At 69.0% G+C, this 14,745-nt stretch carries 13 protein-coding genes and 2 pseudogenes; 7 read left to right on the forward strand and 8 right to left on the reverse strand.

All coding sequences use genetic code 11. The features are described from left to right. Positions 1 to 78 precede the first annotated feature (78 nt). Entirely contained in the window at positions 79 to 3,012 is a 2,934-nt protein-coding gene (locus BT364_RS10260) for a hypothetical protein (RefSeq protein ID WP_072484818.1), read from the forward strand. Between the two features lie 165 nt (positions 3,013 to 3,177). Here BT364_RS10260 and BT364_RS10265 read toward each other — a convergent pair whose 3' ends face one another. Next, complete coding sequence (locus BT364_RS10265; RefSeq protein WP_177328079.1) at positions 3,178 to 4,134, reverse strand: FAD-dependent monooxygenase; 957 nt, start codon at positions 4,132 to 4,134, stop codon at positions 3,178 to 3,180. A gap of 50 nt (positions 4,135 to 4,184) precedes the next feature. Further along, positions 4,185 to 4,759, reverse strand: a pseudogene (locus BT364_RS44105) (FAD-dependent monooxygenase); the annotation flags it as partial. Between the two features lie 141 nt (positions 4,760 to 4,900). On the opposite strand from BT364_RS44105, the gene BT364_RS10270 reads away from it, so the two are divergent. Beyond that, on the forward strand, positions 4,901 to 5,482 hold the full coding sequence (locus tag BT364_RS10270; protein WP_143166469.1) for a CGNR zinc finger domain-containing protein: 582 nt from the start codon (positions 4,901 to 4,903) through the stop codon (positions 5,480 to 5,482). Positions 5,483 to 5,588: 106 nt separating this feature from the next. Here BT364_RS10270 and BT364_RS10275 read toward each other — a convergent pair whose 3' ends face one another. The 3 genes from BT364_RS10275 to BT364_RS10280 all read right to left on the reverse strand — a co-directional run bounded on the left by BT364_RS10275 (position 5,589) and on the right by BT364_RS10280 (position 8,051). Beyond that, on the reverse strand, positions 5,589 to 6,539 hold the full coding sequence (locus tag BT364_RS10275; RefSeq protein WP_079179381.1) for a peptidoglycan recognition protein family protein: 951 nt from the start codon (positions 6,537 to 6,539) through the stop codon (positions 5,589 to 5,591). Between the two features lie 11 nt (positions 6,540 to 6,550). After that, positions 6,551 to 6,703 carry a hypothetical protein gene (locus tag BT364_RS41425; protein WP_177328080.1) on the reverse strand — a complete coding sequence of 51 codons (153 nt, stop codon included), beginning with the start codon at positions 6,701 to 6,703 and terminating at the stop codon, positions 6,551 to 6,553. Positions 6,704 to 6,935: 232 nt separating this feature from the next. Next, a complete protein-coding gene (locus BT364_RS10280; protein WP_072484820.1) occupies positions 6,936 to 8,051 on the reverse strand; it encodes a glycosyltransferase in 1,116 nt (371 codons plus the stop codon). 153 nt (positions 8,052 to 8,204) lie between these two features. Between BT364_RS10280 and BT364_RS10285 the strand changes: the two genes are divergently transcribed. Beyond that, entirely contained in the window at positions 8,205 to 8,729 is a 525-nt protein-coding gene (locus tag BT364_RS10285) for a hypothetical protein (RefSeq protein WP_072484821.1), read from the forward strand. A gap of 109 nt (positions 8,730 to 8,838) precedes the next feature. Here BT364_RS10285 and BT364_RS41430 read toward each other — a convergent pair whose 3' ends face one another. Continuing rightward, a complete protein-coding gene (locus BT364_RS41430) occupies positions 8,839 to 9,006 on the reverse strand; it encodes a hypothetical protein (protein ID WP_177328067.1) in 168 nt (55 codons plus the stop codon). A 17-nt stretch (positions 9,007 to 9,023) separates the two neighbouring features. Here BT364_RS41430 and BT364_RS10290 point away from each other — a divergent pair. The 3 genes and pseudogenes from BT364_RS10290 to BT364_RS10305 all read left to right on the forward strand — a co-directional run. Next, positions 9,024 to 9,524 (forward strand): annotated as a pseudogene (locus tag BT364_RS10290) (response regulator); the annotation flags it as partial. A gap of 472 nt (positions 9,525 to 9,996) precedes the next feature. Then, positions 9,997 to 10,491 carry a nucleotidyltransferase domain-containing protein gene (locus tag BT364_RS10300; protein WP_079179382.1) on the forward strand — a complete coding sequence of 165 codons (495 nt, stop codon included), beginning with the start codon at positions 9,997 to 9,999 and terminating at the stop codon, positions 10,489 to 10,491. Between the two features lie 134 nt (positions 10,492 to 10,625). Further along, entirely contained in the window at positions 10,626 to 11,507 is an 882-nt protein-coding gene (locus tag BT364_RS10305) for an alpha/beta fold hydrolase (RefSeq protein WP_072484925.1), read from the forward strand. Positions 11,508 to 11,546: 39 nt separating this feature from the next. Here the strand turns inward: BT364_RS10305 and BT364_RS10310 are convergent, their stop codons facing one another. Beyond that, positions 11,547 to 12,014 carry a DUF3592 domain-containing protein gene (locus tag BT364_RS10310; protein WP_072484823.1) on the reverse strand — a complete coding sequence of 156 codons (468 nt, stop codon included), beginning with the start codon at positions 12,012 to 12,014 and terminating at the stop codon, positions 11,547 to 11,549. 479 nt (positions 12,015 to 12,493) lie between these two features. Here BT364_RS10310 and BT364_RS42225 point away from each other — a divergent pair, with 479 nt between their 5' ends. Beyond that, positions 12,494 to 12,664, forward strand: coding sequence for a hypothetical protein (locus BT364_RS42225; RefSeq protein ID WP_218172413.1), 171 nt, complete (start codon positions 12,494 to 12,496; stop codon positions 12,662 to 12,664). A 307-nt stretch (positions 12,665 to 12,971) separates the two neighbouring features. On the opposite strand, the gene BT364_RS10320 is transcribed toward BT364_RS42225, so the two are convergent. Further along, positions 12,972 to 14,285 (reverse strand): phosphatase PAP2 family protein, encoded by a 1,314-nt coding sequence (locus BT364_RS10320; protein WP_371268555.1) that lies wholly within the window; start codon positions 14,283 to 14,285, stop codon positions 12,972 to 12,974. Positions 14,286 to 14,745 lie beyond the last annotated feature (460 nt).

The raw sequence follows: 14,745 nt of genomic DNA on the forward strand, positions 1-14,745 counted from the left end.
AAGGGTATTGACGCGTTAATGGCAGAGCCATACGGTGCGCACACGCTGTTCCCATCGAGACGACGCCGGAGCGTACTCATGAAACGCCGCACCTTCCTTGCCGGAACCGCTGCCGTGTCCGTGCCCGCTGTGCCCGTAGTCGCCGGGCAGGCCTCCGCCGCGCCGCTCTCCGGTGACGACGCGGCCGCGACCGTGAGCCTGGTCGTCGACGGTGTGCAGCACGATCTGCCGCCGACCACGGTGTACGGAACGACGGTCGGGGCAACGGGCACAGAGGGGCAGGCGCGTGTCACCATGACCGGCAAGTACAGCGAATTCTCGGTGGCGTTCCCGAGCCCGTACGAGCCGCACCTCGCCCGCGTTTCGGTATGGCTCACCGGGGCCGCACCGAAGCAGGGCAATCTCTGGCTGAAGATCTTCGACCAGGACAACGAGGAGTGGGGCACACTCGCCAGCCGGATCGACCCGGCCGGCTTCGACGGGCGGACACGCGTGACGTTCGAGCCGCAGCGACTGTCCCGGATGACGTGGAGCGGGGCGGGCGACGGCAAGCTCACCTACCCGCTGCGCCGCCTTGTGCTCGTCTTCTTCCCCGACGACAAGCAGTCGGCCGATCCGTTCGTGTTCGACGTGGACTCCGTGGAGGTGGTCGGCGACGGCGGGCCGGTGTCCACCTGGAGCCGGGCCGGTGCGCTGGAGCTGAGCAGCGGCGCGGACCGCGTCCTCGTCGACGTTCGCGGCCGGCTGCTCGACTGGACGTCCGGCGGCAGGGTCCAGTCCCCCGGTGTGCTGCCGCTCGCCGTGTACTACGACAACGGCACCGGTGTGTTCTCCGACGAGGCCGAGGCCGACGTCACCCGGGTCGCCGCCGACGAGGCCGCGGTCAGTCTTACCGTACCGGGGTTCTTCGCCGCAGACCTGACGGTTCGACTCCGCGCGGGAAGCCTGGAGTTGCGCCCGACAGCCATACGGAACCTCTGGTCCCGGCCCATCCTGAGGGTCGCCTGTCCCGAGGTGGCCCACCGGGTCATACCTGCCGACGGCACCATGCTCGGTATCGCGCCGAAGTGGGGCGGCCTCGCCCACACACGCTCGGTTCTCGCCGGCGGTTTCTACGCCAACTACGGCATGCCGACCGCGACCCACGACCTCATCCTGTTCGAGGAGGACGACTCCGCTCTCGGCGTCTACTCCGTACAGCCCGCGAGCGTGAAGCCCTACCGCCCGACACAGTTCGGATTCGTGGGCACCCGGGCCCGTAGCGAGGCGTTGACCGGGTTGATGCACCGCGTCGACGCCTGGATCGCCCCTGGGGGGTCGGAGGCGCTTCCCGCGACCCGGCTGGCGGCCGGAAGCAGTGCCTTCGACGTGTTCGCGGCGTACCGGGCCGACAACAGGATGAACTCCTGGCGCGGCCTGACGGACAAGCTCGCCCCGGGCCTGCGCGCCGGGCTGGCCGATTCGGTGCACCTCAAGGTGGACCTCTGGCAGCCGACCGGCGATGCCTCGGCGACAGGCCGGCCGGAGGTGGCGTTCGACTACCTGAAGGCAGTGCCAGGGGGCCCGTACAGTGTCGAACTCGCCAGCTACTACTCCGACGGGCAGCACGATCACCACTACCCGGACTTCCTCACCTTCGACTATCTCGGCGGCCCGGCGGAGTTCCAGCGGCTCATCGACACCATCCACGACCGCGGTCACTACGCCAGCGCGTACACCAACCCGACGTGGTGGCACCCCGACAGCCGGGCGGTCGCGGCGCTCGGCGGCGTCGAGCGGATCGGGATCCGCGACGGGCACGGCAAGCTGGTCACCAAGACGCACACCAACAACCTCGGATATCTCATCGGCGGCTGGCGGAAGGCGCCCCGGGCGCTGATCCTCGATCAGCTCCGCACATTCCGCGACACGTACGGAATGGACATGATGTTCCAGGACGAGATCGCACGCCGGGAGTACGACTACGCGGCCGACTTCTGCGCACCGCCGTACGCGTACTGCGAGGAGCTGGTGGAGCAGACGGAGCAGTCCGCCGCGATCCTGCCGATCGGCACCGAGGGGGTCGGCGGCGACCGGCTCTTCCAGAGCCTCGCGTCGAGCCTCGGCTTCTACCTCAACACCATGCAGCGCGACCGGGCCGGTACGTACGACGGCCCCAACCGCAACGGTGTCGTCGTGCAGCAGTGGCCGTTGGGTACGGCCGTCATGCACGACAAGGTCGCTTTCTACCCGCACAACCTCGACCGCGGCGTCGACACGACCGAGAACCTGAGCTGGGCGCTGGCATTCGGCCTCAACCTGCACTACCAGGCACAGCACATGGCGGCGGACTTCAGGGCGGGTCGGGGATTCGAGCTGCTCAAGGGGCTGTCACTCGTACAGAAGCGGGTTGCCGGCCGGTACTTCGGGCGGGCGATGACGGCGTTCCGGTACCTCACCGAGGACCTGAAGGTGTCGCGGACGGCGTTCGACGGCGGCGTGGAGATCGTCGCCAGCCACGATCTCCAGCCACGCGCTTTGCAGCTGCCCGGGAGCCTGGGCACGGTGACCGTCGCACCGCACGGATTCGTCGCCGGCGAGCACGGCACCCCGACGTATGCGCTGATCGACGACGCGCACCACCGGCCCGGTTACCTCGCGCGCTGGGAGAACGGCCGGTTCGTGCGCGAGCTCGCCTGGTATCCGGCGGATCTGGCGGGGTACCGGTCCGACGCGGTGCACGCCGACCTCCGGCTCACCGCCACGCCGGCCGAACTTCCGGCGGGCGGCACCACCAGGGCGGCGCTGGCTCTCGCCGCGTGGGACGGTTCGCCGGTCGACCTGACCGGCGCGGACGTCACGTGGGAGCTCGACGGCGGGCCGATCGCGCGCCTGGACACGGACGCCGACGGCAGCGTGTGGCTCGCACCGAAGCAGGGCGGTACTTCCGGCTGGGCGACGGTCCGCGCCGTGGTCACCCGTGACGGGGTACCGGCGTACAGCGGCGTCGAGTTGGTCGAGATCACCGCCTGACCGGCCCATTCCTGTCGGCCCACTCTTGTCTGCTGGGACGGGCGGGTAGCCGGCTAGACGCGTATTGGTGAGGGAAGCGGCGCGGCCTTCGCGGGGTTAACGCATCATGACTGCCCCGGCCCGGTCCGCGCCGCCTCGCCCCGACTTCCCTTGTGTGGTTGGGAGCTACCGGACGCCGGTGAGGATGCGCTGAAGGGCGTGAAGGAGGTCCGGTTCGGCGGACGGGGAGGCGGCGCGCCAGGCGATGTGGCCGTCGGGGCGGACCAGCACGGCTCCGGCGGCGGGCAGGGCGCACAACCGGTTGAAGGACCCGGGGTGTTCCTCACGCAGCCGGCCGCCGACGAGTTGGTGGACGGTGACGGGGGTGCCGGCCGCCGCTGTGGCGGCGTCGGCCTGCTGCTGCCAGGCCGGGGTGTCCGCCGCGGTGATCAGGGTGAAGTCGGGGCCGATGAGGTCCAGGGTGGAGGTGATCCCGGGCGGTCCGCTGATCCGTGTGTGCGGGGCGCGGCGTCCGGGGTCACCGCTCGGGCGGTAGCCGGAGACGTCCAACGGCGGCCGGATCGGAGTGCCGGGGTCGGGGATGACGGCGGTGGAGCGGTAGGCGGCGCTGAGCAGCAGTTCGTCGTCGATGCGGTAGCCGGCACGGGCACCGGCGTTGTCGGTGGACACGTCGATGACCTGCCGGGCCACCGGGCGGCGTTCGGCCTGGTAGCTGTCCAGCAGTGCCGGGGTGGCGCGGCCGGACGTGACGGCGGCGAGTTTCCAGGCGAGGTTGTCCACGTCGCCGATCCCGGTGTTCATGCCGTGCCCGCCGGTCGGAGGGATGACGTGGGCCGCATCTCCGGCCAGCAGGACGCGTCCGCTGCGGTAGGCGGACGCCAGCCGGGCGTCCATGCGCCAGACCATGGTGTCGCGGACGGTCACCTCCAGGTCCGGGATGCCGGCCGCGGCCCGGACGAGGTCCTCAAGGTGCTTCCGGTCGGTGAGGTCCTCGTCCCCAAGCCGGCCGGCGGGGTCGAAGGGGTACTGGTAGATCCAGTGGCGGTCGTTGTCCACCGCCATGAAGCCGCCCCGGCCGGGTGGGGTGAGGAAGTACGACGCGCTCGCCCGGTCGGCCACCACTTCGCCGAGCGTCGCCTCGAAGCGGACGCTGAGAAAAAGTGGCCCAGCCCCGTCGGACCGTCCATCCCGATACCCGCACCGGCACGGACCGTACTGGCAGCACCGTCGCAGCCGACGAGCCACTCGGCACGCACGGTGTGCTGCTCGCCGCCGGTGCGGTCCTCCAGCACGGCGCGCACGCCTTCCTCGTCCTCGGTGAAGCACAGCAGGCGCACGCCGAACCGGATCCGGTCGGCCGCCGACTCGCGGGCCCGCCGCAACAGGACCGGCTCCAGCGCGTCCTGGGAACAGATCATGCCCGGCGACGGCGTGCTCACGTCGCCGTCCGCCGCATCGTGGGCAACGCCGCTGCGTACGAAGTCCGGGTCGATCAGATCCCTGCCCCGGTAGAAGAGAACCTGGGAGGCCGGCAGGCCGGCGGCGCGGACCTCGTCTTCGAGTCCGCAGCGTCGGAAGATCTCCATCGAGCGGGCGGAGACCCCGCGGGCCTTGGGATGCGGGAGGTGTCCGGACGGGCTTCGGCCAGCAGGTGGTCCACGCCGTACCGGGACAGCAGGTTCGACAGGGTCAGACCCACCGGTCCGCCACCCACGATGAGTACGGGAGTAGTCGTCGGAGAATGCATGTGCTCTCCATGGGGGCGGGCGGTTCACGGCTGATCAGGGTCGACGTCGGAGCGGCCTGCCACGAGGTGGATCGAGAGCGGCCCGACCGGCAATCACCAACCGTAACGTTCATTTATTCATTTTGACGTTACAATGGGGGAGTGCTGCACGCTGGACGAACCCACCTGGAGAAGGCGAAGCCCATGACAGAAGACCTGGCCGGGGCCAACCCCCGTGGCCTCCACTTCATCGCCGAACTGGCCAACACCGTCCAGGACGACAGCGAGGTGAGCGCGGCGGCGCTCCAAGCCCTCCTGGAGCGTCACGGCGGACCGCCGTTCGTGCTCACCGAGTCCGATGCCCGGCGGATGTGCGAAGCGGCCGTCCTCCTGATCGACATCCTGGCAATGAGCGACGAGGACCGGGCGGCCGAGGCGATCAACACCCTCCTCGACGAGCATCCCGCCCGGCCCTGCCTGGTTCGGCTCCCCGGCCGCCCCTGGTCCCTCCACAACAAAGCGCCCCACAGCGCCGACCCCACCCACTGGCTCCTGTCCACCACCGCCCTGGCCCTCGGGCTCTGGCTCAGCGAACGTGGCCGGTGCGCCTGGGGGCAGTGCGCCGCACCCGACTGCCACCACTACTTCATCGACACCGGCCGCCGCACTCCCCAGCGCTACTGCACCCCTCGCTGCGCAACCCGGGTCCGGGTGGCCTCGCACCGAGCCCAGCGGGGCAGGTAGAACCACTTCGGCGTGGGTGCCGGCCCTGGGGTGCCGGACACGCCACGGGCCCCAGCTCAACGGGGGTCCGTCGAACTGAGGCCCGGCCAAAGCGCTGTTGTGGGCTTCAGTCTCCTGTCCTATCGCCGTCGACATCGACGACGGCCCGCTCGATCGCGGCATTGACCGCGGCGACGATGGTCTCCGAATCGGCGCCCGTGCCGACGTGACCGGCGAGCGCGGTGATCGCGGCGGTCTGGGCGGCCATCCGCTTGTCCATGGACCGGATGCGGGCCTGCATGTCCTTCAGGATGGACTGCGGCTGCCATGTCGGGTTCGTCGAATGGTCCGCCGCGTCCGTCGGGCCGCCGATCGCGTCGGTCTTCCACACGGCGTCGAAGATGTCGCGCTTGGTGATTCCAGCCATGGGGTCCTCCTCGTGGTCGGAGCCGGGGTTCCAGCTCGCGGGGTGCTTGAGTCGCTCGGAGACGTCGGTGCGGAGCTTGGCCATGGTGAAACCACGGGGGTCGATCTTGTCGTTGGACCACTCCAGGTGGCCGATCACGGACTTCGCCGACCATTTGTGCGCCCGGCACAGCGCGGCCTGCACGCGGACGATCGCGTCGTACTGGGCGGCCGGCCAGGGATCCTTGCCGTCGCCGAGGTTCTCGCACTCCCACCCGTAGAACCGCGCGTTGCCGTCGACCCCGTCGCTGTTGCCGCGGGTGGGCGGAGTCGGCCGGGAGCCGTACGACTCGGCTATGACCTGCTCCAGCACCTTGGGGTCACCGCCGCCGGCGTGATTCGCGCGGCCCCAGCCGACCATGTGCACCTGGCCGTTCTTCGCGATCATCCCGTGGCACAGCGGACCGGGCAGGTCGGGATAGCCGTCGCGGACCATCCGGACCGTCGCTGCGGTGCCCTTGGTCACGGTGTGATGCACGATGCTGCCGTTGACCGGGCCCCAGGGACCCTTCGAGTTGCGGTTGTGGGTACGCCAGTTGCCGACCTCGACCACACGCACGCCCTCGGCGCGCAGCGCCTTGAGGACCGCAGAGGCGGACAGAGGAGTAGCCATTCTTTTCCCTTTCAGCCCGAGGTGTACGAGACGTTGCGGCGGCCCTTGCCGGTGAAACCGTTGTTCGTGCTGCCGTCGACCGGTTCGACCGCTTCCACCCACAACTCCGGACCGCGCCGTGTACTGTTCGCCGCCGACACCTTGTACTTCGTACCGTTCGCCACCTTCCGCGTGATGGTGCGACGGGTCGCGGTGACGTCCGGTTCATAGGAGTTCCATACCCCCGCAATGACACCCGGACTCGGCCGAGTGGCCGGCAGTGCGCACGACCTGCGAGCAGCGCACAAGCCGATGCCGATCTCCCATCGGTGTCGGCGAGGAGGCGCCGGGGCCGGGGCCGACAGCAGTGGATCCTGTACGTCTGGCGAGTGGGCCGGTCGCCCTTGCCGCGAGCCTCTACCGCGAGGACCACAGCGCCCCGCGCACGCGCAAATGAGCAGTCGCCCGGTCCCAGGCGGCGTCGAACCGGCCGACAACCGGGCGGAGTTCGCGGGCGCTCCGAGGTGCACGAGAACAAGCCGTCGATGACGACGGGCTTCGCATCTGGCGTCCGGTGGCGGGAGATGTCGGCGCGGATGAGTCCTGGCCGTCTACGCGGCATGGACCCTTCGGTTCGTCGTCATGCCGTACATGGTCCCACGATCTTGAACGATGCCGAACGGTTTCGCCCGGCCGGGGATTCGACTGACTGTCTGATTTCTGACGCTGCCCGTTGATCAGTGGAACGCTTCGAGCAGGGGGAATCGTCTGTTCGGGTACCGGGAGCGCGTTGATCTCCTTTCGGACCCGCTCGGCGGAGCGGCGGTAGCCACCGTCGGCCAGCACGGCCGATACCGTCGTGCGCACCTCCTCCGGGGTGACGGTGACCGGATCCAGAACCTGGGCGGTACCGAGTTCGACGCACCGCCGCGCGTTGTACGGCTGGTCCGAACCCAGAAAGATCAGGACCGACGGCAGGCCGTGGGCGAGCGCTCCCATGAGGCTGCCGGAGCCTCCGTGTGAGACGACCAGGTCGCACTGCGGCAGAAGGAGCTCCTGCGGAACGAACTGTTCGACCCGAACGTGGTCTGGCAGCGGCCCGAGGTTTGCGGGGTCGACGCGCTCGCCGACGGTCACGACCACGTTCACGGGAAGTTCTCGGAGTCCGGTCAGGACCCGGGAGAACAGGTCGGTGGTGTTGTCCACGGTGCCGAGGGTGAAGTACACGGTAGGCGTGCGCGGCGCGGTGTCGGCTGGACCGGCGGCCGTCGGCCGGAACGAGAAGGTGTGTGCCGGCAAGGGAAAGCGCGGGTCTCGGAAGTTCGGCGGGAACGGCGACAGGACCGGGTGCCGGTCCAGCACGGCAAGCCGGGGATCCGGCGGCAGGCCGTACGCGGATCGCAGCTCGTGCAACGGCTCGGCGACGACTTCCTTGCGCAGAAAGCCCCCGGCCGCGAGCACGAGGACAGTTGCGCAGGGAAGCGCGAGTGATTCGGCCGCGATCACGGTGCCGAAGTCGACCTCGTCACGCATCAGGACATCGGGCCTCCACGCACGGGCAATGTCAAGGACGGCGGCGGCGTGCCGCCGCCCGCCCCGACAATTCGCGGGCAGTGTGCCCAACGCCCGTCTTATCGTGTACCGCCGCCGTCCATGCCGGGACGGCCCGATGGGAGAGGCCGCGGAGTGCTGGACGCGTACGAGATCATGCTGGACGCCGAGCTGGGCAAGGCGTTCGACGTGTGGTCCGGGTATTTGGACGCCGATACGGGTGAGGACCAACAAGTCAGTGCGCGGCTGCGCTCGACATTGGAGTCGGCCCGCGCGGCCGCCGCGGAGGGGGACCGCTCGTGCGCGCGTGCCCTGGTGGCGGACATGTACGAAGACGCCCGGGAAGCCGGCCTTCGTTGGGCTCCCTTGCCGGCTCGCCCCTGCGAGGCCGACAGCCAGACGCGCGACTACGCCAAGGACGAACTGCGGCAGGTACTGCCTCTGGAATTGCGCGAGGATCTGGACAGTGTCGCGATCTACCTGCGAGTCACGGGCCGACGCCTCCAGGCCGCCCCCGGCCTCGACGCCGCCACCCGCCAGGACATCATCTACATCACCGCCCGCGCCGGGATGGCACTCGACTTCGCCGACCTGACAGCAGCGCGACGCGAACTCGAACGCCTGAAGGCACTCGCGCGACGCTGGGGCGTGGAGCGCTGAGAGCCGTGTGCGGTGGTCCAGCTTGCCGGTGAGCCCGTCGCATCGCCGCTCTGGTCCGCCGATCGGGAGAGACTTGCCCACTTCCCACGGAAGGCCCGCCGGAACCCGGCTACGTGGTTTCGAGGTGGTAGCCGGCGCGGTCGCGGGCGTAGAGGGCGGCGAAATCGTCGGCCGGGACAGCGGCCGTGCACTGCGCGAGGCCGCCCGGCGGGAAGCGGAGGCGACGCTGACCCTGGTGGCGGACGTCGAGCAGGTGGGACAGCAGCGGCCGGTCCATTACTCGCCGGCGTAGCGGTGGGTGGGCTGACCGCACTCGCCGGTGAGGGGGCGCCGCGGAGCCTGCTCGCGGGGCTTGCCGCCGCAGGGCTGGCAGTTCCCTTCTTCAACCGCCAATTGGCCGACGCCGACCGGGTTTCCCGACGGTCAAGCGTCCGCGGCGACGTCCTGGGTGACGCCCTGCTGGACCGCACGCACCGCATCGCGGACCTGGAAGTGCGCCTCAGCCAGTTGGAGGCCGACCGGAGTGCCGAGCGGAAGCGGGCGGACGAGCTCGCGGCCGCCCACCCCGACGTCTCCGGCCTTCTGCAGGAACGCGACTCGCTGCAGCTCGATGTGGAGCGGTTGGCGGCGGAGCTCCGCGAGGCACATGCACAGCGTGCCGCAGCCGAGGACCGCTGCAGTCTGCTCGAACGTCAGCTGGACGCCGTCGAGAAATCCACGGCCGCGCTGCCCGCCGCACCGCAGCCCCAGGACATGCCCAAGATCCTCATCGTGGACGACCAGCCGGGCAACCTGCGGCGACAGGTGTCGCAGATCTGCTGGACGATCTGGCCCACGTCCGGGCCCTGTCTCTCGTAGAGCCGGACCCTGCCCGATCGGCCGGGGCGAGGATCTCGGCGTCGGCGCCGAGTCTGAGAAGTTCGGGCAGTCGCAACTCGGCGGGCACTGAGGCCATGAGCTTCAGCCGTACGGCGGACACGATCGCGCCCATGCCGAGGTCGGCGGCGGCAGTCGGCAGCCCGGTAAGGAACAGCGAGTCACCCGCTACGCGGTCTACGAAGGCAGCCTCACCGTCACCAAAGCCCTCGCCGTCCGGGACGCCGCCGAACAACGGCTCCATTTCGGCGGAGCGGATCCCATGTGTGAATCGAGCACGCCCCTTTCTGCGGGGAACAAATCATGTGCTGGGTGCAGCCGTTGCCGGATAGCCTGCCTGGCTGTGGATATGGGACGTGCTGATCGGTAACTCCGCCTGATCGCCGAGTCGGTGGAGGTCGCCGGAGCTCTTGGAGCACCGGTGTGGCTTCGCGGTGGGTGGGCCATGGACTTCTGCCTCGGCGAGATCACGCGAGACCACGAGGACATCGACTGGTTCGCCTGGGCCGACGATGCCGGGGACCTGGCAGAAGAATTGCTGCAACACGGATTTAAACCGGTCCCGGGGTCGCCGCCCGACCTGCAGCTCGACTTCGTCAAGGACGGTCTGGAAAGCAGTATCACGCTCCTGGACCGGGATGCGGCCGGCTGTGTGGTGGTTGCCGGCGGCCCCTGGGCCGGTGCGCCCTGGCCCGAGGGAATGCTCGATGCCGGGCCCGGCCGCGTCGGTGGTCTGGAGTGTGCGATTGTCAGTCCGCAGGCCCAGATCGAGATCAAGCGGATGATGCCCGTCTGGGATCCGTCCCGGCCCCGGCGAATCAAGGACGCCGAGGACATCGCCCGTCTGGAGGCGGCACCCCGTGCACGGCGCAAGTGGTCCGAGTGAGGTTGTCACTTCTTGCGGCGCACCGCGGATCAGGGCTCAGCAGTGGCGGGTCGCACCTGCCGCTGCCGAACGCGCAGGTCAAGCATTGCCAATCCCCGATGCGCGAAGACGGGCGATGCTGGGACACTCTCAGCATGCCGACTGTTGAAACCTCGCCCGGAGTGTCCATCGCGTACGAGACGTTCGGTGATTCTTCTGATCCGGCTGTCCTGCTCGTGATGGGTTTCAGCGCTCAGATGATCGCCTGGCACGAGGACTTCTGCCGTGCGCTCGCGGGACGCGGACGCCATGTGATCCGGTACGACAACCGCGACTGCGGGCTGTCCACCAAGTTCGACGATCACCCCGTCGACATGGGCCGGTTCACCAGCGCCGTGAGTGCGGGAGACATCTCGTCCGCTCTCGCGATGGCGCCCTACAGCGTGCAGGACATGGCCGACGACGGCCTCGGTCTGCTCACCGCGCTCGGGATCGAACGGGCTCACGTGGTCGGATCCTCCATGGGTGGCATGATCGCCCAGACGATGGCCATCAGTCATCCGGAGCGAGTGCTGACCCTGACGTCGATGATGTCGTCGACCGGCGAGCCCGACTACGGCCAGACCAGTCCCGAGGCCCAAGCAGTGCTCCTCAGCCCGAAGCCGACGGATCGCGAGGGGTACATCGCAGCAGCGGAGAAGGACCTGGTGTGGGCCTCGAAGAGGTACGGCAGTCCGGCGCTCCTGCGTGAGCTGGCTGCCGCGAGTTACGACCGCGCCTACTACCCCGCCGGAGCCGGGCGGCAGCTCGCTGCAATGACCCTCAGCGGATCACGCGCCGACGCGCTCCGCGAGCTTCGAGTGCCGACGCTGGTGATTCATGGCCTGGACGACGTCCTGACCGACCCCAGTGGCGGGAAGCGCACCGCCCAACTGGTGCCCGGAGCGAAGCTCTTGCTGATCCCGGACATGGGGCACGACCGCCCCCGCGAAGTCTGGGGCGAGATCATCGACGCCTTGGACTCGCATACCGGCTGACGTGGCTGTCACCCGAGTCATCCGCGTTGGGCATCCGGCCTAGGAACGCCGCCGCGCCGCCATCGCGATGGCCGTCCCGGTTCCCGCTATGACCAGCCCGACCCCACCGAAGATCAGCGGCAGCAGCCACAGCGAGGCGAACCCGTCGATCCGCGCGTCCTCGGGGGAGTCGGCGCGGTACAGCACCTCGACCCGTTCCCCCCTCTCGTACGACGGGGGATTGGAGCCCGTCGAACTCCGGAACGTCCTTGCCGTGCCGTCCGCCGAGGTGAACTCGACCACCGGGTACGCCGAGGGCTTGTCGTTCTCGCGCTTCTTGCGGGATGCGCCGTTGTGGTCGTTCCGCCATTCCAGCGCCACCACCGTGCCCGGGGCGCGCTCCGCGTCCGCCAGGAACGCGACGGACAGTCCCGCCAGGACCAACCCGATGACGAGGAACAGCGTTCCGAACGCGATCAACGCGAATGTGATCCAGCGGGCGCCCCGCCCACGTATCTGAACCTGCACGACGTCCTTCTCACTTGTCCGGCCCGCTTGTCCGGCTCACTTGTTCGGAGTGGGGGAGACGCTATCCCAGGCGCGCCGGTCGGCATCCCGCCGCCCCGGGCGGACCGGCGCACCTCCTCCTGCATGAGACCGACCCCGGCCGGCACCACTGCTCCGGCCACCAGCCGCAGGCGCCCGAAGGGTTCGCGGAAGAACAACGTGGCGATGACCGCGGCGACGAGGATGCCGGTCTCGCGCAGTGCGGCGACGGCGGGGAAAGCTACCGGCTGGTCGTCGGTGCTCTGCGCGAGCAGTTGGCGGTGGAGGAGCTCACACAGCCTCATTGACGGACGCTGAACCATGTCGCCGGTGAGCCGGGAAGGTGGACCCGCGCCGCGCTGATCTGGCGACTGGCCAAGTACGAGGACCTCGGCATCGACTTCGACGGAGTCTTCGACGATCTCGTCGCCCGTGGATGGCTGACCGAAGAGAACGGGGCCATGACCTCGACCGAGGCAGGTGAGGCCGGCCGCCTCCGGGCCAGGGAGGGCAACCTGCGGGTCCATCACCAGACGCACGAAGGCATCCCCGCAGCCGACTTCGTCACGACGATCAACGTCCTGCGTCGCATGGTTGCCGACCCCGGCGGCAACGGCGAGCTGCCCGACTGAGCCTGGGCAACGGGACCACCACTGTGCAGGGGCGAGAGCATCCCGGTGTCCTACCGATCTGGTCCGCAGGCCGCAGCCCCGGCCTGCGGACCAGATCAATGGAGACGGAACAGGTTCACCCCGGACCGCGAGACCCTGCACGAAGTGCGGGATCCCCTGGCTCCGTGGGCGATCCTGGGCGGACATTGCGCCCCGGTGTGACGGGCGGAGGCGCGCTCCACGGACCTGGCGGTCGGAGGTCACGTGATGAAGGTACGTGACCCACGATTCGCGCCCGGGACTCGCGCGCCTCCTGACGCAACACGGATCAGACCAGTTCGGGTTGCGGATCCGGGTGCCGAGCTGGTGCGGCCTTCGGCTCCCACAGTCTGGTGGTCCGTACGTAGCCATAAATCACCGAGACCATCGACAGAATGACCAGTGGTCCGAACACCCACGGATATTCGGCCATCTGCATCGACAGATAGCGGTAGGACACCAGGAGCGCGGCGAAGACCACCGTGCCGTAGGCGACCAGCTGGATTCCTGCCCGGTCCCAGCCGCGATCGAGCGCGCGCAGCGCCGCCTCGATCGTGAGCGTGAACACCACGCCCGCGACGATGTCCGCGCCGTAGTGGTAGCCGAAGCCCAGCGTCGCGGCGAGCGTGGCGATCAGCCAGAGCGCGCCCGCGAATTGCAGGAACCGCGGCCCCTTGCGGGAATGGATGAAGATCGCGGTGGCCCAGGCGGTGTGCAGGCTGGGCATGCAGTTGCGCGGGGTGATCTCGTCGAACGGCATGTGGTGCGGGGTGCTGACCGGCGGCGGCGTGTCCGGCCACAGGTTGGCCAGCGCCCAGTGCCCGCCGTCGGCGCCGTAGGCGAAGATCGGCCCGACCACCGGGAAGATCATGTAGATGCCCGGCCCGAGCAGGCCGATGACCAGGAAGGTGCGCACCAGATGATGGCCCGGGAAGCGGCGCTCGACCGCCACTTTACGTAGCTGGTAGACGGTGACGACGACCGCGGCCACCGCGAGCTGGGCGTAGACGTAGTCGAGAAAACGGGCGCCGATCGGACCGGTGGAATCGACGAGCCGGCCCACCAGCCACGACGGGTTGCCCAGCGCCTGATCGGCGGTCGCCACGTACTGGTCGAGCACCTGTGTGCGGGTCTTGGATGTGATGAGCAGCCAGGTGTCGCCGGTCTTGCGGCCGGTCACCAGCAGCAGGCCCAGCCCGGCACCCTTCAGCAGCAGGAATCGTTCCGGGCCTGTGCGGCGCGTGACGGCGATGACCGCCCAGCCCAGAATCACCCACAGCGCACCGTTGCCGAAGGGGTGACCTTCGGTCACCTTGGCGTCGGCTGCCCACCGCACCAGAAAGATGACGAGGTCGATGCCGATAGCGACACCCACCGAGATGAACCGTTGCCGCCAGGTGAGCACCACCATCATCAGTCCCATGCTGGCGTACAGCAGGAATCCCGATTTGGGGGCGACTATCACCTCTTGTACCTGGGTGGTCATCGGCCCCGGTAGGCCGTAGTGACGTGCGGCGATCTCCAGTGCGATCAGGAATCCGAGGGTTACCACCGCTGCCGCGGTCCACAGTATCGCCCGCGGTTGACGCCACGCGGCGAAGATGGTTTTGCGGTCTATTCGCGAAAACACCCGCGATGCTCTAGGTATCAATTGTTTGGCCGATTTGTTAGATGTTGGCTTAATGGGTCACTCTTCGTGCCGGATGGCGTGGATTTCCGGTGAATGACGGGCGATTAGGGCGCTCGTCGCGAGTTCGAACATGCTATCGGAGTGGTGTGGGTGGGTTTACTGGTCACGGCTGGTGCGGCGAACCGTTGGCCCTGGCCCGATGGTTCGGTGCCTCGGTGATGGCCATCGAACTCTCGAATGCCATCGGCGGGCATCAAAGGCGGGCGGTACGGGCGCCCCGGCAGCCCTGAAGCGGGTACGGAAGGCCGTGAGCCGGCAGCCCGGGAAGGGGCGTTGGCGCACCGTCGACATCCCTGTCCGACGCGGCGAACGGATTTCTTTCGCTGACGAAGCCGGTGGGAGCCACGGCAACACGGAAGCCGGCCCCCCGCGC

It is taken from the genome of Streptomyces atratus, from assembly GCF_900119365.1.
In the GTDB taxonomy this organism is placed as follows: Bacteria; Actinomycetota; Actinomycetes; order Streptomycetales; family Streptomycetaceae; genus Streptomyces; species Streptomyces atratus_B.